The 23,621-nt window shown below is 64.1% G+C and carries 24 protein-coding genes; 12 read left to right on the top strand and 12 right to left on the bottom strand.

All coding sequences use genetic code 11. From position 1 onward, the window contains the following. Positions 1–23: 23 nt before the first annotated feature. The 4 genes from QCE58_RS28755 (at position 24) to QCE58_RS28740 (ending at position 5,116) form a co-directional block, all read left to right on the top strand. On the top strand, positions 24–1,619 hold the full coding sequence (locus tag QCE58_RS28755) for a GMC family oxidoreductase (RefSeq protein ID WP_250521502.1): 1,596 nt from the start codon (positions 24–26) through the stop codon (positions 1,617–1,619). Next, positions 1,616–2,824: a cytochrome c gene (locus QCE58_RS28750; protein WP_250521503.1), complete on the top strand. Its 1,209-nt coding sequence runs from the start codon at positions 1,616–1,618 to the stop codon at positions 2,822–2,824. Before QCE58_RS28755 ends, QCE58_RS28750 begins: the two co-directional genes overlap by 4 nt. A 152-nt stretch (positions 2,825–2,976) precedes the next feature. Then, positions 2,977–3,714: a metallophosphoesterase gene (locus QCE58_RS28745; RefSeq protein ID WP_081851854.1), complete on the top strand. Its 738-nt coding sequence runs from the start codon at positions 2,977–2,979 to the stop codon at positions 3,712–3,714. 73 nt (positions 3,715–3,787) lie between these two features. Continuing rightward, a complete protein-coding gene (locus QCE58_RS28740) occupies positions 3,788–5,116 on the top strand; it encodes a DNA topoisomerase IB (protein WP_250459079.1) in 1,329 nt (442 codons plus the stop codon). Between the two features lie 13 nt (positions 5,117–5,129). Here the strand turns inward: QCE58_RS28740 and QCE58_RS28735 are convergent, their stop codons facing one another. From QCE58_RS28735 to QCE58_RS28725, 3 genes are all read right to left on the bottom strand, one after another. Further along, the gene (locus QCE58_RS28735; protein ID WP_008354001.1) at positions 5,130–5,861 is read right to left on the bottom strand and encodes an RES family NAD+ phosphorylase; all 732 of its coding nucleotides are present in this window, start codon (positions 5,859–5,861) and stop codon (positions 5,130–5,132) included. After that, positions 5,861–6,298, bottom strand: coding sequence for an MbcA/ParS/Xre antitoxin family protein (locus QCE58_RS28730; protein ID WP_008353999.1), 438 nt, complete (start codon positions 6,296–6,298; stop codon positions 5,861–5,863). Before QCE58_RS28730 ends, QCE58_RS28735 begins: the two co-directional genes overlap by 1 nt. Before the next feature lie 93 nt (positions 6,299–6,391). Continuing rightward, on the bottom strand, positions 6,392–6,664 hold the full coding sequence (locus QCE58_RS28725) for a DUF2866 domain-containing protein (RefSeq protein WP_008353997.1): 273 nt from the start codon (positions 6,662–6,664) through the stop codon (positions 6,392–6,394). A 276-nt stretch (positions 6,665–6,940) separates the two neighbouring features. Here QCE58_RS28725 and QCE58_RS28720 point away from each other — a divergent pair, with 276 nt between their 5' ends. Both QCE58_RS28720 and QCE58_RS28715 read left to right on the top strand, forming a co-directional pair. After that, complete coding sequence (locus tag QCE58_RS28720) at positions 6,941–7,165, top strand: hypothetical protein (protein WP_250521504.1); 225 nt, start codon at positions 6,941–6,943, stop codon at positions 7,163–7,165. A 17-nt stretch (positions 7,166–7,182) separates the two neighbouring features. Beyond that, positions 7,183–7,491, top strand: a complete 309-nt coding sequence (locus tag QCE58_RS28715; protein WP_008353995.1) for a hypothetical protein — start codon at positions 7,183–7,185, stop codon at positions 7,489–7,491. Positions 7,492–7,573: 82 nt separating this feature from the next. Here the strand turns inward: QCE58_RS28715 and QCE58_RS28710 are convergent, their stop codons facing one another. Further along, positions 7,574–7,732, bottom strand: coding sequence for a DUF3309 family protein (locus QCE58_RS28710; protein ID WP_008353994.1), 159 nt, complete (start codon positions 7,730–7,732; stop codon positions 7,574–7,576). A gap of 318 nt (positions 7,733–8,050) precedes the next feature. Beyond that, positions 8,051–9,637 (bottom strand): inorganic phosphate transporter, encoded by a 1,587-nt coding sequence (locus QCE58_RS28705; RefSeq protein ID WP_008353991.1) that lies wholly within the window; start codon positions 9,635–9,637, stop codon positions 8,051–8,053. Positions 9,638–9,819: 182 nt separating this feature from the next. Between QCE58_RS28705 and QCE58_RS28700 the strand changes: the two genes are divergently transcribed. Together QCE58_RS28700 and QCE58_RS28695 are read left to right on the top strand one after the other, a co-directional pair. Then, a complete protein-coding gene (locus QCE58_RS28700; protein WP_250521505.1) occupies positions 9,820–11,277 on the top strand; it encodes a CHAD domain-containing protein in 1,458 nt (485 codons plus the stop codon). Positions 11,278–11,315: 38 nt separating this feature from the next. Beyond that, positions 11,316–12,140 (top strand): TOBE domain-containing protein, encoded by an 825-nt coding sequence (locus QCE58_RS28695; RefSeq protein WP_034471893.1) that lies wholly within the window; start codon positions 11,316–11,318, stop codon positions 12,138–12,140. A 29-nt stretch (positions 12,141–12,169) separates the two neighbouring features. Here the strand turns inward: QCE58_RS28695 and QCE58_RS28690 are convergent, their stop codons facing one another. Next, on the bottom strand, positions 12,170–12,856 hold the full coding sequence (locus tag QCE58_RS28690; protein ID WP_033536080.1) for a phosphatase PAP2 family protein: 687 nt from the start codon (positions 12,854–12,856) through the stop codon (positions 12,170–12,172). 332 nt (positions 12,857–13,188) lie between these two features. Here QCE58_RS28690 and QCE58_RS28685 point away from each other — a divergent pair, with 332 nt between their 5' ends. Further along, entirely contained in the window at positions 13,189–14,349 is a 1,161-nt protein-coding gene (locus tag QCE58_RS28685) for a PHB depolymerase family esterase (protein ID WP_250521506.1), read from the top strand. Positions 14,350–14,488: 139 nt separating this feature from the next. Further along, positions 14,489–14,662, top strand: a complete 174-nt coding sequence (locus QCE58_RS28680; protein WP_008353986.1) for a DUF3563 family protein — start codon at positions 14,489–14,491, stop codon at positions 14,660–14,662. A 70-nt stretch (positions 14,663–14,732) separates the two neighbouring features. On the opposite strand, the gene QCE58_RS28675 is transcribed toward QCE58_RS28680, so the two are convergent. The 5 genes from QCE58_RS28675 to QCE58_RS28655 form a co-directional block, all read right to left on the bottom strand. Next, positions 14,733–15,152 carry an organic hydroperoxide resistance protein gene (locus tag QCE58_RS28675; RefSeq protein ID WP_175982510.1) on the bottom strand — a complete coding sequence of 140 codons (420 nt, stop codon included), beginning with the start codon at positions 15,150–15,152 and terminating at the stop codon, positions 14,733–14,735. A gap of 131 nt (positions 15,153–15,283) precedes the next feature. Then, on the bottom strand, positions 15,284–15,745 hold the full coding sequence (locus tag QCE58_RS28670) for a MarR family winged helix-turn-helix transcriptional regulator (protein ID WP_033536081.1): 462 nt from the start codon (positions 15,743–15,745) through the stop codon (positions 15,284–15,286). Positions 15,746–15,849: 104 nt separating this feature from the next. Further along, positions 15,850–16,671, bottom strand: coding sequence for a BPSS1780 family membrane protein (locus QCE58_RS28665; protein WP_008353981.1), 822 nt, complete (start codon positions 16,669–16,671; stop codon positions 15,850–15,852). Positions 16,672–16,679: 8 nt separating this feature from the next. Next, on the bottom strand, positions 16,680–17,648 hold the full coding sequence (locus QCE58_RS28660) for a homoserine kinase (RefSeq protein WP_008353980.1): 969 nt from the start codon (positions 17,646–17,648) through the stop codon (positions 16,680–16,682). Positions 17,649–17,768: 120 nt separating this feature from the next. Continuing rightward, positions 17,769–18,179, bottom strand: coding sequence for a hypothetical protein (locus QCE58_RS28655; RefSeq protein WP_008353979.1), 411 nt, complete (start codon positions 18,177–18,179; stop codon positions 17,769–17,771). Between the two features lie 231 nt (positions 18,180–18,410). Between QCE58_RS28655 and QCE58_RS28650 the strand changes: the two genes are divergently transcribed. Beyond that, entirely contained in the window at positions 18,411–19,937 is a 1,527-nt protein-coding gene (locus tag QCE58_RS28650; protein ID WP_008353978.1) for an AMP nucleosidase, read from the top strand. A 57-nt stretch (positions 19,938–19,994) separates the two neighbouring features. Here the strand turns inward: QCE58_RS28650 and QCE58_RS28645 are convergent, their stop codons facing one another. Then, positions 19,995–20,744: a TIGR00730 family Rossman fold protein gene (locus QCE58_RS28645; protein ID WP_008353977.1), complete on the bottom strand. Its 750-nt coding sequence runs from the start codon at positions 20,742–20,744 to the stop codon at positions 19,995–19,997. 1 nt (position 20,745) lies between these two features. Between QCE58_RS28645 and polA the strand changes: the two genes are divergently transcribed. Then, positions 20,746–23,484, top strand: coding sequence for a DNA polymerase I (gene polA / locus QCE58_RS28640; RefSeq protein ID WP_250440402.1), 2,739 nt, complete (start codon positions 20,746–20,748; stop codon positions 23,482–23,484). Positions 23,485–23,621: the final 137 nt, after the last annotated feature.

The raw sequence follows: 23,621 nt of genomic DNA, 5'->3' as shown, positions 1-23,621 counted from the left end.
CCATTCAAGACAAGGGCACGCGCATGGCGGGTTCCACTTCGGCGGACGTCGTGGTCGTCGGCTCGGGCGTGGCGGGCAGTCTCGTCGCGTACCGGCTGGCGAAAGCGGGCGCGTCTGTGATTCTGCTCGAAGCCGGGCCGCGTCTTGCGCGCTGGCAGATCGTCGAGAACTTTCGCCGCGTCGCCGACAAGCGCGATTTCTGCGCGCCGTATCCGCTCGTGCGTCACGCGCCGCGCCCCGAGCCGATGAATCCCGGCGCCTATCTCGTCGATCGCGGCGCGACGCCGTACCAGCCGCAATATCTGCGGCTCGTCGGCGGGACGACGTGGCATTGGGCCGGCGCGGCGTGGCGCCTTTTGCCTTCTGACTTTCGCGTGAAAACGCTGTACGGCGTCGGGCGCGACTGGCCGTTTCCCTACGAGACGCTCGAACCGTGGTACGGGCAGGCCGAAGCCGATCTGGGCGTCGCGGGACCGGACATCGATCTCGGCTCGCCGCGCTCGACACCTTATCCGATGGACGCGCTGCCGCTCTCGTGGATGGACCGGCGCGTCGCCGAGGCGCTCGGCGCGCAGTCGTATCGCGTGGTGCCCGAGCCGATGGCGCGCAACAGCCGTCCGTACGACGCGCGCCCCGCGTGCTGCGGCAACAACAATTGCATGCCGATTTGTCCGATCGGCGCGCTGTATCACGCAGCGTCGCACGCCGACAAGGCCGAACGCGCGGGCGCGGCGCTCGTCGCGCAGGCGGTCGCGTATCGCATCGAGGCGAACGATCGCGGCGAGATCGTCGCGATCCATTGCAAGGACCCGAACGGCCTCTCGACGCGCGTGACCGGCAGGCGCTTCGTCATCGCGGCGAACGGCATCGAGACGCCCAAGCTGCTTCTGATGTCGACGTCCGCGCGGTTTCCGAAGGGCATCGGCAACGGCTCGGATCAGGTCGGGCGCAATCTGATGGATCATCCCGCCGCGAGCGTCAGCTTTCTCGCCAACGAGGCGCTGTGGCCGGGACGCGGGCCAGTGGAGATGTCGTCGATCGTCGATTTCCGCGACGGGCCGTTTCGCGCGCAGCAGGCGGCGAAGAAGCTGCATCTGTCGAACGCGGCGCCGACGCTCGCCGTCACCCGGAATCTGCTGGATAAAGGGCTGACCGGCGGCGAGCTCGACCGGCAGATTCGCGAGCAATGCGCGCGCAGGCTCACGTTCGGCAGCTTTCACGAGCAACTGCCGTCGAGCGAAAATCGCGTGATGCTGTCGGCGCAAAAGGACGCGCTCGGCTTGCCGCGCCCGGAAATCGCGTATTCGATCGACGATTACGTGCGCAAGAGCGCCGCCGACACGCACGCGCAGTTCGCGCGCATCGCCGGGATTTTCGAGGGCACGGAAATCGAGCACGACGATTCGCTCGGCGCGAGCAGCCACATCATGGGCACGGCGATCATGGGCCGCGATCCGAACGATTCCGTCGTCGATGACGAATGCCGCGCGCACGATCATCCGAACCTGTTCATCGCCGGGAGCGCGGTGATGCCCGCGGGCGGCTCCGTCAACTGCACGCTGACGATCGCGGCGTTGTCGCTGCGGCTCGCCGGCACGATCGAGGCGTCCCTGCGATGAAGGCGCGGCTCGCGTGCCTGATCGTTCTGCTGGCGTGCGCGTCCGGCGCCGCCCAAGCGCAAACCAGAGTCGAGCAAGGCGAATATCTCGTGCGCGCGGGCGGCTGCATGAGCTGCCATACCGCCCGCTCGGAATCCGCGCGGCCGTTCGCGGGCGGCAGGCCGATCCCGACGCCGTTCGGCGACGTGTTCGCGCCGAACATCACGAGCGATCGCGAAACGGGCATCGGCGCATGGACCGACGCGCAGTTCATCCGCGCGATGCGCGAGGGCATCGGCAGGAACGGCGAGCGGCTTTATCCCGCGTTTCCGTACACGTCGTACACGCTGCTTTCCGACGCCGATCTGCTCGCGATGCGCGCCTATCTCGCGACCGTGCCGCCCGTGCGGTCCGCGACGCCGCGCAACACGCTCGCGTTTCCGTTCGATCAGCGCTGGCTCATGGCGCTGTGGAATCTTCTCGAGTTTTCGCCGCGGCGCTTCGTGCCCGATCCGTCGAAGAGCGCGGAGTGGAATCGCGGCGCGTATCTCGTCGAAGGGCTCGGGCATTGCGGCGAGTGCCACACGCCGCGCAACGGCATCGGCGGGCTGATGGGAAGCAAGCGGCTTGCCGGGGCGACGGTCGCGGGATGGCAGGCGGGCAATCTGACGCCGGATCGCGTCGCGGGCATCGGCGCGTGGCGCGACGACGAACTGCTGCGCTTTCTGTCGACGGGCGCCGCGCCCGGCCGTGCCTATGCGCTCGGACCGATGGCCGAAGTCGTCGCGACTGGCACGCAGCATCTGACGCCCGCGGATCTGCGTTCGATGATCGTGTATCTGCGCGCCGTGCCGCCCGTCGCGGCGAAAGACGCGCGCGTGAGCGACCCGGCGCGGGCGGACACGACATCGATCGATTCGGAAGGCGTGCGTCTTTACGCCGCCGCGTGCGCCAGTTGCCACGGCGCGACAGGCGAGGGCAGCAAGCCGTTTCCGCCGCTCGCGCGTGATGGCGGCGCGGCGGCGGCGAGCAATCTCGTTCTCGTGATCCTGCGCGGCGTGAATCGCAAGACCCGCGATGCGCACGCGCTGATGCCCGCATTCGACGCGCAATTCACCGACGAGCAGATCGCCGTTCTGAGCAACTTCGTGACGCGTCGATTCGGCGATCCACGCGCGTCGATCGATGCGAAAGCCGTCGCGCGGCTTCGCGTCATCGGGCAATAACTGCGTTGCAAAAGGTCGGGAACAGCACTTTTTACGTCGACCGGACGCGCCCCGGTAACGCCGCTGTAACGAGTGTGCGCGCGGCTTGCGTATTGCTTGCAAAAGCGATCCACCCCGCACACGGCGTCATTGACGAGCGCTATCATCGGCGCATGAATGGTCCTACCTATCCTATCGTCTGCAGGCATCCCGCCAATGATCTCGGCCGCGATTTCGTGGTCGGGGATCTGCACGGCTGCGTCGATGCGCTGCGTTATCTTCTGCACGAAATCGGTTTCGACGGCGCGCGGGACAGGCTGTTCTCCGTCGGCGATCTGGTCGATCGCGGCACGGATTCGCTCGCGGCCATCGATCTCATCGACAAGCCGTGGTTTTATCCCGTGCTCGGCAATCACGAGGATGCGCTGATCGCGGTCGCGACCGGCGCGATGCGCCGTCAATCGTGGTACGCGATCGGCGGCGCGTGGGCTGAAACCGTCCCCGACGATCAGCTTGCCGCGCTCGCCGCGCGGCTCTCGACGCTGCCGCTCGTGCGGATCGTCGGCGAGGGCGAGCGGCGCTTCAACGTGCTGCACGCGGAGTTCTTCGGCAACGACGCCGAACTCGATGCCGGCGACTATCACGAAGACGTCCGCGGGCAGATCCTTTGGGGCCGCAGCCTTGCGCTCGGTCACGCGGACCCCGGGCTGCAATTCGGCCTGTCGCCCACTTACTGCGGCCATACGCCGACGCGCGCGGTGAAGCAGATCGGCTCGCAGATTTACATCGATACGTGCGCGTTCGCGCCCGAAGGCCGGCTCACGATCGTGCAGGCCGGCACCGACGAGCGCTGGTCCGTAAAAGAGCGCTGGGCGTCGTCCGAAGGCGCGCGCGAACTCGCGCTGCCGTGACTCCGGTGCAACGCGGCACGCACGTTGCTCGACTCTTCGCCATCGATAGAAGACCAATCAGGCGAGGCGCGCGGTGGCGAAAATCGGAACGAACAACGAGACAGGCGGCGGCGCCGGCGACCGCCTGACGGCCGACGTGCAGGGCTGCCCGGATGATTTGCCGCCCGGCCTGCGCTACGTGGACGATTCGCGGCGCGGCTATACGCGCGAATGGATCGACGGCGCGTTCGCGTACTTCAACACGCAGGGCAAGCGCATCGACGACGAAGCCGAGATTCGCCGCATCAACGCGCTCGCGATTCCGCCCGCTTACACCGATGTGTGGATTTGCCCCGACTCGCGCGGCCATCTCCAGGCGACCGGACGCGATGCGCGCGGTCGCAAGCAATATCGCTATCACCCGCAGTGGCGCGAAACGCGCGACGCGAACAAGTACGAACGCATGCTCGCGTTTTCGGCGGTACTGCCGAAACTGCGCTCGCGGGTTACGCGCGATCTGGCGCTCGACGGCATGCCGCGCGACAAGGTGCTCGCGACCGTGGTGCGTCTGCTCGATACGACGCTGATCCGCGTCGGCAGCGAGGAATACGCGCGCGAAAACCGCTCGTACGGACTGACGACGTTGAGAAAGCGGCATCTGAAAGTGTCGGCGGGAACGTTGCGGTTCAAGTTTCGCGGCAAGAGCGGCATCGAGCACGATGTCGCCGTGAGCGACGCGCGGGTCGCGCGCATCGTCAAGCGCTGCATGGATCTGCCGGGGCAGGATCTCTTCCAGTATCTCGATGAGGACGGCGAGCGCCATTCGGTTTCTTCATCCGACATCAACGAATATCTGCGCGAGATCACCGGCGCGGATTTCACGGCGAAGGATTACCGGACGTGGGCGGGCAGCGTGTTCGCGCTCGCGGCGCTGAGAAAGCTGAAATGGGAGACGGTGACCGAGGCGCGCAAGCATGTCGTCGGCACGGTGAAGGAAGTCGCGCAACTGCTGCGCAATACGCCCGCCGTGTGCCGCAAATGCTATGTGCATCCGGCCGTGATCGAGGCGTTCGAAGCCGGCGAGCTCGCCGAATCGATGCCCGCGTCGCGCCGTCACGGTCTCAAGACCGATGAAGCCGCGCTCGCGATCTTCCTCGAAAAGGAAGCGAAACGCCGCACGCGCGAGGCGGCGCGCAAGAACCGCAAAGGCGCGACGCCAAGCGACGCGCGCCTGACCCGGCTGCTCGGCGAATCGAGCCGCAAGGCGCGCGCGGGTGCGCTGAAATCGAGCGGCAAGAACGCGGCGTCGCAGGCGCTCGAGCAGGTCGGCAAGAAAACGGCGAGAAAGGCGGCGCGCCCGGCGTCGAAGAAGCTCTCGCGCACGCGCACCGAAACGGCTGTGGCGATCGGCTCGGGAAGGTGAAACGTTTGCCCGTTCAGCCGACCTGATTCAGCTCGAACACGTAGTCGATCGCCTCGCCGTTCCAGTTGTATTCGAGATACGCCGCGTGCCGGCAGTCGCGCAGCATCGTCGTGCGCAGGGCGGCGAGGCATTCGCCCTGCGGATCGCGCACCGAGGGATACACGATCCCCGGCGCACCGGCCGCCCGCACCGCGCGTCCGAGCGCCTTGCCCGGGCCGTAGTCGTCCGGCGCGAGGATGCGCGGATCGAGGCCCGTTCGCGCGATCGCGTCGCCGCGCAGATCGACGACATCGCCGTGCGCCCGCACTGTGTAGAGACGCATCTGCTGGCGCGTCGGCGCTTCGTTCGTCGCGGCGAGAAAAAGCCCGGAGTGATAGCGCGTTTCCGCGATCGCCGTCTGCCGCTCGCGGCCGCAGTAAAACACGCCGTAGCTGCCGTCCGAGAAACGGCTGCCGTTCGGATTCAGATGCGTGAACGCCGCCATGATCGGCCCGCAGCCCGGCCCGAAACAGCGCTCTTCCGCGGGCACGAGATCGAGTTCGCCGATTTCGGTGCGCAGGCGGTCGTTGGTCATCGCCTCCAGTGCGTAGAGCGCTTCGAAATCCTGCGGCGACGCCACGCGATCGAAGAGATTGACGGCAGGAAAGCGCGTGGGAATCACGCGATACGCCGGCGACCAGTCGAGCAGACTGTGCGGCCACTGTTCGCGCCAGTTCGGTGTGTCCTTGCTGAATGCAATTCCCATCACGCCCAGCCGCCTCGCATCGCGTCGAGATATTGGCGCACGGCGACGAGATCGCTGATATTGCCCGCCAGCAGCCGATCGAGCGCCGGACGCCCGCCGAACGGCGGCGCGGCATTGGGGCGGCGGATCCAGGTATCGGCGGCTTTCGGATCGGGGAGAAGGATTTGCAGCGCCTTGTAGATGCCGAGAATCAGCGAAAGGCGCTCGAGCGTGTCGCGAGCGAGGCGGGCGGATTCGGGGTCCTGCTTCCATTTGAAATAGGTGGAGCGCCCCGGCGAGCCGAGCAGCGTGATCTGCTCCTCGGCGGATAGCGCCCAGTCGCGGGCGATATTGAAGAAGGCGCGTAGACCGGCAGCGGATAGATCACCCGAATCCAGCGCCGGACGCGGCACCGGACGGCCGGCCGACGCATGTTCGGCGCGTGCGGCGTTGGGCATGTCGTTAAGTCTCCAAAGGAACTTTGCAATAATATTAGTCCACATTTGGATTAATGCAAGCCCGCCATGCGCTTTTTGACTCGAAGCGCCGGATCAGTCTTCGTCGTCGGTCGGGCCGTAGCGGCGGCCCGGTACGTGGGATTTGAGCGCATCGGCGATTTGCGACGGCGTGCAGTCGGCGGGAAAGACGCGTCGCTGCACGCGCTGGTCGGTCTTCGACGCCCATTCGACCATTCGGTAAGGCGCGCCCCACGGCGGCTCGACCGGCAGGGAAAGACGGCATTCGCGCAGGGTGAGCGCGTATTGTTTGCGCATCGTCGGAGCGAGATTGGCGAAGCTGCGGCGCGCGGCGGTGTTGGCTGGCATGGCACGTTCCTCACGGTGATGGCTCGGCCGTCCGGTGCGGACGGCGGCAACGGAGCCGGATCGCGAGACGAGTGTGTCGGCGCAGAATTAAGAGGGACTTAATCGCGCGCGACGCCGCATCGATGCGCGGCAAAACGCCGCTGCACGCCGCCGAAGGCCGATGCATGCGCCGGTCAAGAGGCGCTTCGGCATTTTCGCCACGACGCGCGCCGCCTGTTTGCCGCGGCGTCGGCTTACTGTATATTCGTACAGCTTGTCCGCAACAGGAGCTCGCCGATGAACCCACGCAACGATCCGCTCGAAGCCGCTGCGCTCGAACGTTTCATGCGCGCGACGCGCGCGGTCAACGCGGCGTTCGACGCCACGCGCGGCGAGCCGGATTTCGAGCGGGACGGGCGCTCCGTCGCGCGCTCGATCGAGCGTCTCGACGCCGCGTTGCTCGAGCTGGAAACATCCGAGCAGACGCTCGACACCATCCTCTCGCGCAGAGCGGGCCACTAACCGTTGGAGCGAATCACTTGAAGCGCGTATTCCTGATCGTCGTTCTTCTGATCGGCTCGTCGTCGCTTTTTGCGGCCGAGCGCTACACGGAAGTCTGGAATCCTCCCGAAGCACAGTCCGTCAAGGGCAAGAGCAAGACGCACGCGGCGCCGCAGACGGCAGCCAAAAAGAAGCACAAGAGCGCCACGTCCGTGAAACAGGTCGCCGATAAAGCCGCTATCGAACAGGCGCCGGTCACGCCGCGTTCGAAGGCATCGTCGCCGAAGCAGAGCGAGCCGGTCATCCCGCGCAAGATCGAGCCGAACGGCCAGGTGATGCGCGTCTAGACCGCGGCCGCAATCGACAAAAAGGGGCGTCCCGCCGGGAGCGCCCCTTTTTTCTTACGCGGCCAACAGCAGCCGCGCGATGTCACAACCGACCCATCAGCAACAGAACGATCACTACGATCAGCACGACGCCGACGATCCCGCTCGGCCCGTAGCCCCAACTGCGGCTGTGCGGCCAGGAAGGAATGGCGCCGATCAAGAGCAGGATCAGGATGATCAGCAGTATGGTTCCGATCGTCATTTCGACTTCTCCTTATTCAAATGATCGCGTGACGGATCGGCGTCCGGCGCAGCCTCCCAACTGTCATCGACAGTCATGCGCCGAAGGAGCGGCGGTTCGTGGCCGCCGGCACGATCAGTCTTGCGATCGACGACTGCATACGAGCAATGGCCGTGCCAGTAGCGACGAAAGCCCGCGGCATCAGGCATTGCGGGCAGTGAGCGAACGTGCGCCAGCGCAGACGAATGTCGAAAAGGAGAGGCGAAACGAGGCGGGACGGGCAAAACTTGCACGGCGCGCGAAAGCCTTCGCGCGCCGCTTTTTACGCAAGCGATCCGCTCAGAATAGGCCGCGGAACGCCCAGAACAGCAGGCCCGCGAGCGCGATCGAAACCGGCAGCGTCAGGATCCACGCGAGCGCGAGGCTGCGCACGGTGCGCCATTGCAGGCCGGAGCCGTTCGCGGCCATCGTGCCCGCGACGCCCGACGACAGCACGTGCGTCGTGCTGACGGGCAAGCCGTAGACATCGGCGGCGCCGATGGTCAGCATCGCGACGAGTTCCGCCGACGCGCCTTGTCCGTACGTCAGATGCGTCTTGCCGATGCGCTCGCCGACCGTCACGACGATCCGCTTCCACCCGACCATCGTGCCCAATCCGAGCGCGACGGCGACGGCGACCTTCACCCACGTCGGGATGAACTTCGTCGCGTGGTCGAGCTGCTTCTTGTAGTTGCCGAGCACGGCGTCGTCGTCCTTGGAAAAGGCGGGCGCTTTCTGCTTCTCCATGATGCGCAGCGCCTCCGACGCGATGTACATCTCGTTGCGCACGTTGCGGACGTTGCCCTGCGGCACTTCGGCCATCGTTTGGCTCGGGCGGATCTGCGCTTCGATCGAGTCGACGACGCGCTTCAGCGACGCGATCGTGTCCGGCGCGAGCGTCTTCGTCTGCACGTATTTCTCGACCTGGGCGCGCGCGTCGGCGGCGGGCGGAGCGCCGTTGCTGTAGCGCTGCAATACGTCCGATGCGCTGCGGCTCACCGCGACGAACGTCTGCGTTTCGCTCGCCGTCACGGCCTTGTTCAGCGCGTAGGCGGTCGGCACGGTGCCGATCAGGATCAGCATGATGAGGCCCATGCCTTTCTGGCCATCGTTCGAGCCGTGCGCGAACGACACGCCCGTGCATGTCAGGATCAGCAGACAGCGGATCCAGAACGGCGGCGGCGTGTTCTTCTCCGGCTCTTTGTAGAGCGCGGGCACGCGCACGACGAGCTTCAGCACGTAAAGCAGAAAACCCGCGAGGATGAAGCCGACGAGCGGCGAAAACAGCAGCGACTTGCCGACGGACATCGCCTGGCTCCAGTCGACGCCCGACGTGCCGTTCGTGCCGTGCAACATCTGGTTCATGAGGCCGACGCCGATCACCGAGCCGATCAGCGTATGCGAACTCGACGACGGCAGGCCGAGCGCCCAGGTGCCGAGATTCCAGATGATCGCCGCGATGAGGAGCGCGAAGACCATCGCGAAGCCCTGCGAACTGCCGACGCCGATGATCAGTTCCACCGGCAGCAATTGCAGGATGCCGAACGCGACCGCGCCGCTCGAAATCAACACGCCGATGAAATTCCATGCTCCCGACCAGACTACCGCTAAGTTTGGCGTCAACGAGTGCGTGTAAATTACAGTGGCGACAGCATTCGCCGTGTCATGAAAACCGTTGACGAATTCGAAGCCGAGCGCAATCAGGAGCGCGACGCCGAGCAGAATGTATGGAAACGCCGACGATTCGCGCACCGGCGCGAGATCTTCGAGCAGATGCAGGACGCAGTACACCGCGCCCGCGCCGATGGCAAGCAGAAAGAGCAGTAGCGCGAGGCGTTGTCCGAGCGTGCGGCCCGTCTGGGATTGAGGAAAGGCAATCTGGTTCATGAACGCGTCCTTGGGGCTGGTCCTGCGCGAGGTCGTATCGGAAAGGTGAAAAAGCAGACGAGAAGCGTTTCAGAAGCTCAAATGGGCATGTTTCCCGGCGCGTGTGTCGATTTCATGAATCGGGAAACGGCAGCCATTTCGTATGAATTGACGGGCGGCGTCAGATCGCCCGGGGAGACTTCATGACGATGTGGATCGAGGTGACGCTGCACGCGCATCGATCGGACGATGGAGCCGAGGACGCGCTGCATCGCGTGGCCGCATTCGCGGGCGCGGAACCCGTCCGGACGCGCTTCACGACGCGCGAGATTCCGCTGAAAACGCCGCGATGGCGGTTGTCGATCGAAACGCTCGAGGGCGCGCGCACGCTGTGCGCCGTGCAAAAAGAGAGCGTGCCGATGCCCGGCTTCACGCGCTATCGGACTTTCGCGCGGCCCGCGGGTGAGGATCTGGCGGCGTCGCTGATCGAATTCGCGCATGCCGACGACGCGCTCGCCGAGCCGCTCGCGAACGCGCATCGGGATATGGCGGCGGACTCGGAAGCCGGGCGCGAGATCGAACGCATCGAATGGCGCGTCGATGCCGGCGGCGCGGACATTCTCGCGTCGCTCGAAACTTCGGAAGGGGAACCGCCGATCTTGCGGCTCGCGGCGCCCGCGCTGAACGGCGCGCTGGACGCCGTCTTCGGGCTCGCGGGCGAGGTGATCGACGCCGCGCCGTTTTTCATCGCGCCGGACGACGAGCACGCATCGCAAGCGGAACCTGTGCATGCCGCGAAACTCGACCTGCCGCGCACGGCGACGCGCCGCGAAGCGTTCGTCGCCATCGCGGCGTCGGTGGCGGGGCAGTGGTTCGGCAACGCGGCCGCGTCGCGCGCGGGTCTGGGCGACGAGCACGTGCATCAGTTGCGCGTCGCGCAGCGTCGGCTGAAGACGCTGCTGAAGCTCTTTCGCGACGATATCGACGACACGTGGAATGCGCGCATCGCGCCCGATCTGAAGTGGTTCGGCGACCTGCTCGCCGATGCACGCGACTGGGACGTCTTCACCGACAGGACGCTGCCTGCCTACGCCGAATCGGACGACGACGCCGCGCGCTGGCAGCCGGTCATCGCCGCTGCGGACGTGAAGCGCCGCGTCGCGCGCGACAAGGTGCACGACGCGTTGGCGTCGAAGCGCCATGCACGCCTGATGCTCGCGTTCGTCGAATGGCTCGCGCGGTTCTCATCGCAGGAAGACGAGTCGCCGATGCGCTTTGTCAGCTTTGCCGAAAAACGCATCCGCAAGGACTACCGGCGTATCGCGCGCGCGCCCGATCTCGCGTCGCTCGAAGCGCATGAGCGGCATCGCGTCCGCATTCATGCGAAGCGCCTGCGATATGCGCTCGAATTCTTCCGCTCGGTGACGTCGCGGAGAACGCGTACCGACACGGCGAAGCTGCTCGGCGAATTGCAGACGGTGCTCGGCGAAGCAAACGATGCAGCCGTCGCCGCCGATCGGCTCGCGGCGCTCCCCGAAGCCACCGATTATCAGCGCGGTTTCGCGCGGGCCTGGGGTGCGGCGTCGGCGCGCAAGGACGCGCGCGAAGGCGAGCGGCTGCTGCGTTCGATGCACCGTCCGCGTGTGAAGGCATCGATATAATCCGTCCCATTGTTTCAGCACGATCACAGAGGCTAGAGATGAGTAAAACAGCACCGTCGAAGGTGCGCGATCCGCTGGAACTCGGTGGCTCCGTATGGCTGCGCAGCGGCACGGAGACGCTCGGGGGCGCGGCGCGCATTGCGCTTCTGGCCGCGATCCGCGACACGGGATCGATCACCGCCGCGGCGAAGGCCGTGGGCATGAGCTACAAGGGCGCGTGGGACGCCGTCGACACCATGAACAACCTTGCCGGCGAACCGCTCGTGACCAGCGCGGCGGGCGGCAAGGGCGGCGGCGGCACAACGCTCACGCCATCAGCGTTGCGTCTCATCGACACGTATCACGCGATCGAACGCGAGCATCGGAAATTTCTGGAACGGGCGGGCGCGGCCATCGAAGGCTTCGCCCACGATTGGGAACTGATCGGAAGATTGGGAATGAAAACAAGCGCACGCAACCAACTGGCCGGCAAGGTGACGAAGGTCACGCGTGGAGCGGTGAACGACGAAATCGAACTCGGCTTGCCCGGCGGGCAGACGATCGTCGCGGTCGTCACGCACGAGAGCACGCAGGCGCTGGGCCTGAAGGAAGGCAGCGATGCGTTCGCGCTTATCAAGGCGTCGTGGGTCATGCTGATGGAAGACACCGGCGCAAAGCTGTCGGCGCGCAACCAGTTGCGTGGCACGGTTGCCAGTCTGACGAAGGGCGCGGTGAACGCGGAGGTTTCGCTGTCGCTCGACGGCGGCACGACCATCACCGCGATCATCACGAACCAGAGCGCTGACACGCTCGGCCTGACGCAAGGTCAGAAGGCCGTTGCGGTGATCAAGGCGTCGAGCGTGATTATCGGCGTGAACGATTAAGGCATCATGCAGTGAACGCAGCGGCCGCGTCAGGCGGCCGCGCGGTCGTCCTGCGGCAGTTCAGTGCGGCGTTCCGGCGCGCGAAATTTCTTCGACTTCCAGCTTGCCCGCACATACGGACGCTCGTGGCCCGACAGCCCGAGCGCGATTTCCGTGATCCATTGCTGCGTCGGCACGGGCACGCCGTGCAGCGCCACGACGACCGCCGCGAGACTCGCGGCGACGGGCGCCGGCGCGAGCCTGCCGGACTCGGCGCGCCACGCGAACCACACGAACGCGAGCGCGACGACCGCGCCGAGCGCGCAACCAGCGACCACTTCCGATACCGAATGCGCGTCGAGCACGACGCGCGACACGCCCACCCATACGCCCAGCAACAGACCGAGCGCGACGCCGATGGCGCGCCACGCGCCGCGCGCGGGCAACAGCGCGACGAAAATCGCGACGGGCAGCACCGCTGTGGACATCAGCGCATGTCCGCTGACGCCGGTGAAGTCGAGATGGCGCACGCCGATACCCCAGCCGATAAACGCGATCTTGCTCAACGCGACGAGGCCGCTCGCCGCGCCGAGCAGTGCGAGCCACGCGACAGAATATTTCCATCGATAGCCGACGGCGAGCCATGCGGCGACGATGAGGGCCACCGGCCCCATCACGCCGACGCTGCCGAGCGCGGTCACGGAGATCCAGGCGGAAACGGGTAGGTCTACGGTCATTGGTTTTCTGGGAATAAGGGTTGCTGCAGTGCGGCAGCGGCGAGGGGGCCGTTCTGCCGGCGGCTGGCGCTTCGACACGCTGCCGCAAATTCGCTCCAGTATAACGCTTGGGAACATACTGAATTATCCGACATTGCTTAAAGCGAGTTGACGGTTACATCGCGTAACTATCGTCTAATTTTGGCTATCTTCGCGATTTGCTGTTAATTCATCCCGAGATCTGTGCGCTCAAGGCAGGTAATCCAGCCGTTTTGATGTTATTGTGCAATGCACAACACGGCGCGCGTTTTCGTCGCGCCATCCCATTGCATGAAGTGGAGGACCCAGCCGAAATGTCCAAAAGCCTTACCAAGCTCTGGTTGCGCGGCTTGAGACGCCTGGTCGCCGGCCAAGTCGAAGCGATCCGCACACCCAAGCCCCGTGCGGCGGCCAAGCCCGCGCGCGCGAAAACCGTCAAGTCGAAACTGAAATCGGGGGCGTCTGCGAAGGCGGCAACAGCGCCCCGCGCCAGCGCGCGTCCCGCGCCGCGCGAATCGCGTGTGCGTCCGCGCGCGTCGGCGTGGGCGCGCGGGAAGTGGGCGCGCTCGTATCATTCGGCCCCGCCGACGAGCGGCCGCTTCGTCAATCACATGTCGTACGCGCTTTATCTGCCGCCGAAAGCCGGGTCCGAGCCGGTTCCGCTCGTGGTCATGCTGCACGGTTGCAAGCAGAACGCCGACGAATTCGCGCAAGGCACGCGCATCAATCTGCTTGCCGATCGATACGGATTCGCGGTGCTGTATCCGGAGCAATCGAAGCACGATCACGCGCATCGCTGTTGGCGCTGGTATGACGATTCCGGTAGCGCCGGCGGTGGCGAAGCTGCGTCCGTCGTCTCGCTGGTGAACGCGATGGTCGAGCAGCACGATCTGGATCCGGAGCGCGTCTATCTTGCGGGCATGTCCGCCGGTGCGGGACTCGCGGCGCTGCTCGCCGTGCGTTATCCGCACGTGTTCGCGGCCGTCGGCCTGCACTCGGGCGTGGTGTTCGGCGAGGCGCGTTCGGCCATCGGCGCGATGGACGTCATGCGCCGCGGCGCGCGCAGCGATCCCGTCACGCTCATCGACGCGGCTGTCGACGTTCGCGATTATCCGGGCATGCCGGCGATCATCGTGCACGGAGAACTGGATTCGGTGGTCGCGGCCGCGAACGCCGAGCAGCTCGCCAAGCAGTTCCTGCGGCTGAACGGCTTCATCGACGCCGCAGGCAATCGCCGCGCGGGCGAGGCGCGCGAGGAAGCGCATCCGGATGGTGTCGTGACGGACTATTTCAAGAACGGCCGACGTGTGGTGAAGACGTCGATCGTGCGCGGCCTGGGCCATTCATGGGCCGGCGGCGACGATACCGTCGCTTTCCACTCGTCCAAAGGACCAGATTCTTCAGCGGTGATGTGGGAGTTTTTCAAGCATCAGCGGCGTCCGAGCGAGGCCGCGCGCGATGCGTACGTCGCCTGAAGCCCGGCGTGCCGTGTTGCAGGTGTTGCAATTTAGTCTTTAGTATCAGCGTTCTAGCGATTAGGGCTGGCGTTGGATCAGGGATTACCCTATAATCCGATTCATAGGTAGTAACCCCAGTATCCAAGCGAGGCCCACCATGTTCCTGCTTAGCCGCATTTTCCTGTTTCTGACCAAATCCGCCGATGAACGCGATCGCGCGCGCGACGACGCTTATCTCGCCGAAGCCACGGACATCTACGATCTCGAATATCGTATGAAGAAGCTGGATCAGCGTGCTACCGCGCGTCACCCGGCGTGGATGTCCAACTAAGCTCTGCCTTCGACGGTTCTGGAACATGCCGGCCTTTTAGGCCGGCATTTTTGTTTCCGCTCGCGTCGTCTCAGACGAGCTTCACGCGCACATCCACGTTGTTGCGTGTCGCGTTCGAGTACGGGCAAACCTTGTGTGCTGCATCGACCAATGCCTGAGCGTCGGGCGCGTCGAGCCCCGGCAGCGACACGCGCAGCTCGATATCGAGCTTGAATCCGCCTGCATCGTTGGGACCGACGCCCACGTCCGCCGTGACGCTTGTATCGGCCGGCACTGCGCGCTTTTGCTGACCCGCGACGAACTTCATCGCTGAGAGAAAGCAGGCGGAATAGCCCGCAGCGAACAATTGCTCGGGATTCGTACCCGGTGCGCCCGTTCCGCCCAGTTCCTTCGGCGCGCTCAACTTCACATTCAATTGCTCGTCCGAGGAAATGGCGCGGCCATCGCGTCCGCCGGTGCTGGTTGCCGTCGCCTTGTACAGGATGCTCATCGTTTCTCTCCTTATGTTTCGGTTGTCAGATCAATGTTGCGTTCACCACGGCGTAAATATATCGCGCTATTAATTAGTGTGCAAATTAAAATTCGACGATGGGGCCGTTAGCGTGTCGCTATCGGTTCGGATCAGTCGTCGATGTACTCGCCGAGGGAGGCGCGCAGCCGCACCAGATCGTTGCGCAGACGCAGCATCGCGTCGATGTCCGAACCGGAGGCGCAGTAGATTTCGCTGGGAATCGCGCGGGCGGCTTGTTTCAGCGCGGCGCCGGCGTCGGTCAGTCGGATGTGAACCTGGCGCTCGTCTTCCACGCCGCGCACGCGCTCGACATAGCCCTGCGCTTCGAGACGCTTGAGAAGCGGTGTCATCGTCGCGGAATCGAGCGAGAGACGCGCGGCGATTTCCTTGACCGTGAGGTCGTCGGATTCCCAAAGCACGAGCATCGCCAGGTATTGCGGATACGTCAGCCCGAGCTTCTCCAGCAGCGGCTTGTACGCCTTCGTCATCGCGAGCGAAGTCGAATAGAGCGCGAAGCACAACTGCTGATCGAGTTCGAGCGGAAACTCAGGCAAAGCGTTTGACGAGGTCATGACAGAGGCGCGGCGAAAGGCCGGGATGGCCGATCTCGCTAGTGTACGTGCAATGCTTCGCGCACGAATCATCGCCGCGCCCGTTCGAAGAGCGCGGCATCCGGTCAAGCCTTGGGCGTGCCCGGTGCGTCGGGAATGTCCGGCGAATCGGGGGACTGCACGCCGAAACAGCCGCGATAAGTCGCGTAAAACGAGCAATACAGCGCGGTCGTGACGATGATCGATGCCGGCATCAGCACCGCGAGCGCCATTTCCTGTCCCACGCCGAGCGCCTGCATCAGCGTGGTCAGGCCGAACGAGACCGCGAGCGCGATCACGATCCACAGCACGCCGTAAAAAATGAACGCGCCGCGATTGCGCCAGCACGAGACGAGGCTGAAGAACAGCGCCTTCGCGGGCGGCACGTCGTGCCACGCGACGAGGATCGGCGCGAACCAGAACAGCATCGCGATCGGGACATAGCACGCCATCGCGACGAGCACCGCGAGCGGACTGAAGCTCGCGGCAACCGTTTCCGGATCGCCGCTCGGGCCGTCGCCCATCATGATGCTGAGCAGCGTGCCGCCATCCACGAGCGCCGACGCCATGAAGATGACCATCATCGCGACGATGTACAGCGCGCCCAGCGCGAGCAGCCTGCGCGCGACGACGCTGCCGTACGAGCGGAATCCGTCGACGAGAATGGTCGGCCAGACGGGCTTGCCCGCGATCGTGTTGCGGCACGCCGCCATGAAGCCGACCGCGACCCCCGGAATGAACAGCAGCGGCAGCAACGGGCCGACGAGCGGCACACGGGAGATCAGCGTCATCACGAACAGATACGCGAAGAACACCGTGAGGAAGGCAAACGGGTTGCGGCGGAACAGCCAGATGCCCTGACGGAACCACACGTAGCCGGTCTTGGCCGGAACTTCGATCAGTCGCATGTTGCTGGTTATCGATTGGCGGGAGAAGCGGCTTTGACGCGTTCGCGCAGAATGCGTTCGAAATGGCCGGGATCGTGCGCTTTGAGCATTTGCGCTTCGCGCGGGCGATGAAAGTCGAAAAGGCGCGAGACCCAGAAGCGCATCGCGCCGGCGCGCAGCATGTCGTTCCAGTGACGCTCTTCGGCGGGCGTGAACGGACGCACCGTCTGATAGGCGCGCAGCATCGCATCGACGCGCGCGGGATCGAGCACGCCGGTGGCGAGATCGATGCACCAGTCGTTGACCGTTACGGCGACATCGAACAGCCACTTGTCGACGCCCGCGAAGTAGAAGTCGAAGAAACCGCCGAGGCGCGCGTGCTCGCGGCCGTGCGCGAACAGCACGTTGTCGCGGAACAGGTCGCAATGGCACGGGCCTTCCGGCAGCGACGCGTAATCCGCCGAGCCGAAAAATTCAGCCTGATGCGCGAGTTCGTCTTCGAACAATGCCCGCTGCTCGCCGCTTAAAAATTCGGCGATCGACGGCGCCTTCTGCTGCCACCATGAAAGGCTGCGCAGATTCGGTTGATGCTGCGCAAAGTCGCGCCCCGCGAGATGCATGCGTGCGAGCATCTGCCCCACTTCGATGCAATGCGCGGACGTCGGCGCGAGTTCGGGCGCGCCTTCGAGCTTCGTCACGATCGACGCGGGCTTGCCATGCAGCATGCCGAAGAGCGAGCCGTCGCGGCGCGGCATCGGATCGGGCACGGGCACGCGATGCGAAGCCAGATGGCGCATCAGATCGAGATAGAACGGCAGTTGCGTTGCCGTGAGATTCTCGAAGATCGTGAGCACGTACTCGCCGTGCGTCGTCGTGAGAAAGAAATTGCTGTTCTCGATGCCCGACTGGATGCCGCGAAATTCGACGACATCGCCGAGATCGTAGTCTTGCAGCCAGTCGCCGAGGTCGGCGTTGGTGACGGGAGTGAAGACGGCCATGCGGGAAACGTCGGTCAGGTTGGACGGCCAGGAAGAGGCCGGTGAACGGTGGCGCCGGGCATGCAGCCACGGTGCCGCGACCCGCCCGGAAAGAGCGGGTCCGAAGCCATCTTTAAGTGATCAGTAATGCAGGTTGATCGACGGCAGGCGCGTACTGGCCTTGCCGTTGTCGCGCACTTGCGGCGACGTGTCGGCGGGCGCGCTCATCTGATAGCGCGTGCCGAAATTGGAACGCACGTCGATTTCGACGGGCTTGCCCTTGTCGCGGAATTCGGTGATCTCGGTGCCGTTGGTGCTCAGCTCGTGATAGCTCGGTGTGCGCGGCGGCGAAATCTCGACTTTCGAGCTGACGTTCGCGGGCGGACGGTTGATGGATTTCAGATCGGGCAGGCCCGCCGCTTCTTCCGGCGACATTTTCTGCACCGCCGGTTGGGGTTCTGCGTTCGCGGCTTGCTGCGCCGGCTGCGCGAATGCGCCGAAGCTTGCTGCGGCGAGGACTGCCGCGGCGGCGGCGCAAAGGTGCGGCTTCATGATGGTTCTCCAGGCGATGGCCGGATTCTAACAAAACGGTTGCTGACTGAGCGGCGCGCGCGCAGCCAACGCCTTATTTTGCGCCGCTTTCGCGAAATTTGACTTCGAACGTCAAAAACGTGTTGCGAGGTGTGATCGCACGCACTCACGTGAGGAGGGACTTCATGGTCCGCACATTCTTCCGTGTTAATGTCGATTCATTACGAGGGCATCGAAGAAAGACACAAGATCATGACAAACGACCGGACTCAAAGCACGCAGGGCACGCCTGCCAACGATTTTCCGACCGAATCCTTCGAAGATCCCGCTGCGGCGGTCGCGCGTCTGTCGGCGATCTATGAAGCGAATACCGCATTTCTGCGCGATGCATTCGCGCGCTATCGCCGCAACGAGCAGTTCACGCATCGCGTGCGCGCGTGCTATCCGTTCGTGCGCGTGCGTACCGAGCTCAACTCGCAGATCGATTCGCGGCGCTCATATGGCTTCGTGGCGGGGCCGGGCATCTACGAAACGACGCTGACGCGTCCCGATCTTTTCGGCGATTACTATCGCGAGCAATTGCGACTGCTGACGAAGAACCATCACGTCGGGCTCGAAGTCGGTGTGTCGGCGCATCCCATTCCGATTCACTTCGCGTTCGCGGAAGGCATCCATCTCGAAGGCGATCTCGATCGCGACCGGCTGCTCGCGATGCGCAATATCTTCGATACGCCCGACCTCGCGCTGCTCGACGATCGGATCGTCAACGGCACGTACGAGCCGGGGCCGGGCGAGCCGCACCCGCTTGCGCTCTTCACGGCCGCGCGCGTCGATTTCTCGCTGCATCGGCTGAGGCATTACACGGCCACGTCGCCCACGCACTTCCAGAATTACGTGCTGTACACGAACTACCAGTTCTATATCGACGAGTTCGTGAAGCTCGGCCGCACGATGATGTCGCGCGCCGACGACGAGGAAACGCGCGCGTATCGCAGCGCGTATTCATCGTTCGTCGAACCGGGCGATGTCGTCACGTACAACGCGAATCTCGGCGAGCAGCCGGAGGAAGGCGCGCAGCCCGCGCGTCTGCCGCAGATGCCCGCGTATCACCTGAAACGCGCGGACGGCAGCGGCATCACGATGGTGAACATCGGCGTGGGGCCGTCGAACGCGAAGACGATCACGGATCACATCGCGGTGCTGCGTCCACATGCGTGGATCATGCTCGGACATTGCGCGGGGCTGCGCAATACGCAGCGTCTCGGCGATTACGTGCTGGCGCACGGCTATGTGCGCGAGGATCACGTTCTCGATGACGATCTGCCGCTTTGGGTGCCGGTGCCTGCGCTCGCGGAAGTGCAGGTTGCGCTGGAGCGCGCGGTGGCGCAGGTGACGCAGCTCGAAGGCGTCGAACTGAAGCGCGTGATGCGTACGGGCACCGTCGCGAGCGTCGATAACCGCAACTGGGAGTTGCGCGATCATCGCGAGCCGGTGCGGCGTTTGTCGCAAAGCCGCGCGGTGGCGCTCGATATGGAGAGTGCGACGATTGCGGCCAATGGATTCAGATTCCGCGTGCCGTACGGAACGCTGCTATGCGTGTCCGATAAGCCGCTGCACGGTGAATTGAAGCTGCCGGGAATGGCGGATCAGTTCTATCGCGCGCAGGTGGATCAGCACTTGCAAATCGGCGTCAAGGCGATGGAACTGCTGCGCGAGAATGGGTTGTCGAAGCTGCATTCGCGGAAGTTGCGCAGCTTCGCGGAAGTGGCGTTTCAATGATGCCTTCTGCGTGAGACGATGCGAGCGGTTCATGAAACCGCTCGCATCGAGTCTCGATTAAAGATAGAACATCCGATCCTCATCCGACTTGCTCTCAGCCGGCTGTTCGACCGATTCCTCGCGATCTTCATAGAAGCGCAACACGGCTTCGAGCACCTGATCCGGATCGTCGATGACTTGCATCAGGTCGAGATCCTTTTCGCTGATGACGCCATTGGTCAGCAACGTGTTCTTGAACCAGTCGAGCAGGCCGGCCCAGAACTCCGCGCCGACGAGGACGATCGGAACGTGACGTGACTTCTTCGTCTGGATGAGCGTGAGCACTTCCGCGAGCTCGTCCAGCGTACCGAAGCCGCCCGGCATCACCACGACCGCGTCCGAGTTCTTCACGAACGTGACCTTGCGCGTGAAGAAGTGACGGAAGCGGAGCGAAATGTCCTGCCACTGATTGCCCGATTGCTCGTGCGGCAACTCGATGTTCAAGCCGACCGAAGGCGACTTGCCCGCGTGCGCGCCTTTATTCGCCGCTTCCATGATGCCCGGCCCGCCGCCGGATATGACGGCGAAGCCCGCGTCGGAGAATTTCTGCGCGATTTCGATCGTGAGCTGATAGTACGGCGACTCCGGTTTCAGACGCGCCGAACCATAGATGCTGATGGCAGGGCGGATCTCCGAGAGGTACTCGGTCGCCTCGATAAACTCTGCCATAATCGTGAACATCTGCCACGATGCGCGAGCCTTCTTGGCCGTCGCGCGCTCTTGATCTGCGAGCGATCGCAGACTCGGAATCACTTTTCTCTTGTTCATAATGCCTGAAGAACTAAGTCTTGAAGGTAAGACCCTGCTATTGGTCGACGGTTCTAGTTACTTGTACCGGGCCTACCATGCAATGCCGGACTTGCGAGGCCCCGACGGCGGGCCCACCGGCGCTCTGTATGGAATGATCAACATGCTGCGGCGCTTGCGGCGCGAAATCAATGCAGAGTATAGCGCGTGCGTATTTGATGCCAAAGGCAAGACTTTCCGCGACGACTGGTACGCCGACTACAAGGCCAACCGCCCTTCGATGCCCGAAGACCTCGCGAAGCAGATCGAGCCGATCCACGTCGCCGTGCGCGCGCTCGGCTGGCCGCTCGTGATGATCGAGCGCGTCGAGGCGGACGACGTCATCGGCACGCTCGCGGTCGAAGCCGAAAAGCGCGGCATGAAGGTGATCGTGTCGACGGGCGACAAGGATCTGGCTCAACTCGTGACGGATCATGTCACCCTCATCAATACGATGACCAACGAAACGCTCGACCGCGCCGGCGTGCTCACGAAGTTCGGCGTGCCACCGGAGCGCATCGTCGACTATCTGTCGCTCATCGGCGATACCGTCGACAACGTGCCGGGGGTCGAAAAATGCGGTCCCAAGACAGCGATCAAATGGCTCACGCAATACGAAACCCTTGATGGCATCGTAGAGCATGCGAACGAGATCAAGGGTGCGGTAGGAGACAATCTGCGCAAGGCTCTGGACTTCCTGCCGATGGCGCGAAAGCTCGTTACCGTGCACACGGAGTGCGACCTCACATCGCAAATCGAATCGATCGATGCGACGCTTCAATCGCGTCCCGAGTCGCGCGACGAACTGCGCGACGTGTTCCTGCGTCACGGCTTCAAGACGTGGCTGCGCGAAGTCGAAATCGCCGATGCCGTCGAAGGCCCGACCGATACGCCGCCCGCCGAAGTCACCGAAATCGTGCATCACTACGAGACGGTGCAGACATGGGAGCAGTTCGATGCGTGGCTCGAGCGCATCAATGAAGCGGAGCTCACATCGTTCGATAGCGAAACCACGTCGCTCGATCCGATGACCGCGCAGATCGTCGGCATGTCGTTCTCTGTCGAGCCGGGGCATGCGGCGTACATTCCGGTCGCGCATCGCGGGCCGGACGCGCCCGAGCAACTGCCGCGCGACGAAGTGCTCGCGAAACTCAAGCCGTGGCTCGAAGATGCATCGAAGAAAAAGGTCGGCCAGCATCTGAAGTACGACGAGCAGGTGCTCGCCAATTACGGCATCGAAATGCGCGGCGTCGAGCACGACACGCTGCTGCAATCGTACGTGCTGGAATCGCATCGTCCGCACGACATGGACAACCTCGCATTGCGTCATCTCGGCGTGAAGACGATCAAGTACGAAGACGTCGCGGGTAAGGGCGCATCGCAGATCGGCTTCGATGAAGTGCCGCTCGACAAAGCCTCCGCGTATGCGGCCGAAGACGCCGATATCACGTTGCGTCTGCATCAGGCGCTCTATCCGCAAGTGGCGCAGGAGGAAGGCTTGTTGCGCGTGTATCGCGACATCGAAATGCCGACTTCGCGCGTGCTGCGCAAGATGGAACGAAACGGAGTCCTGATCGATCGCGAACGGCTCGAAGCGCAGAGCAACGAGATTGCGAAGCGGCTCATCGATTTGCAGGCGCAGGCGTACGAATTCGCGGGCGGCGAGTTCAATCTCGGCTCGCCGAAGCAAATCGGCCAGATCTTCTTCGAGAAGCTGCAATTGCCGGTCGTGAAGAAAACGCCGAGCGGCGCGCCTTCCACCGATGAAGAAGTGCTGCAGAAGCTCGCCGAAGACTATCCGCTGCCGAAGGTGCTGCTCGAGCATCGCGGGCTGTCCAAGCTCAAGTCCACTTACACGGACAAGCTGCCGCGCATGGTCAACGCATCGACGGGACGCGTGCATACGAACTATGCGCAGGCCGTCGCGGTGACGGGGCGTTTGTCGTCGAACGAGCCGAACTTGCAGAACATTCCGGTGCGAACGGGCGAAGGGCGGCGCATTCGCGAAGCGTTCATCGCATCGCCGGGCTGCCAGATCGTATCGGCGGATTACTCGCAGATCGAGCTGCGCATCATGGCGCACATTTCCGGCGACGAATCGCTGATGCGCGCGTTCAGGGAAGGCGAAGACGTGCACCGCGCGACGGCGTCGGAAGTGTTCGGCGTCACGCCGCTCGAAGTCGACAACGATCAGCGCCGCATCGCGAAGGTCATCAACTTCGGCCTGATCTATGGCATGAGCTCGTTCGGGCTCGCGTCGAATCTCGGCATCACGCGCGATGCGGCGAAGCTTTATATCGACCGCTATTTCGCGCGTTATCCCGGCGTTGCCGCGTACATGGAAAATACGCGCGTGATCGCGAAGGCGAACGGCTTCGTCGAAACTGTGTTCGGCCGGCGTCTGTGGCTGCCCGAGATCAATGGCGGCAGCGGGCCGCGCCGTCAGGCGGCGGAGCGCGCGGCGATCAACGCGCCGATGCAGGGCACCGCCGCCGATCTCATCAAGCTCTCGATGATCGCGGTGCAGGACTGGCTCGAAGCGTCGGGCATCGGCGCGAAGATGATCATGCAGGTGCACGACGAACTCGTGCTCGAAGTGCCCGAAGAGGCGCTGCCCGAGGTCAGGAAGCGCTTACCTGAACTGATGTGCGGCGTCGCGAAGCTGAAAGTGCCGCTCGTCGCGGAAGTGGGCGTCGGCACCAACTGGGAAGAAGCGCACTGAAATTCCCGGTGCAAGGACATATGCGCGGATGTCGCATATGTCCGACATGTTGGTGACTCGCTTGTGACTGTCACCGAAGCTCCGCACAATGTTTCAATCGAGGAAGATAAGCACGAAGGCCGATCGAATATAAAAGC

The sequence above is a fragment of the Caballeronia sp. LZ028 genome (assembly GCF_031451415.1).
GTDB classification, from domain to species: domain Bacteria; phylum Pseudomonadota; class Gammaproteobacteria; order Burkholderiales; family Burkholderiaceae; genus Caballeronia; species Caballeronia zhejiangensis.
Note: the sequence above shows the minus strand (reverse complement) of the source record. Positions and strands in the feature narration are given on the sequence as shown.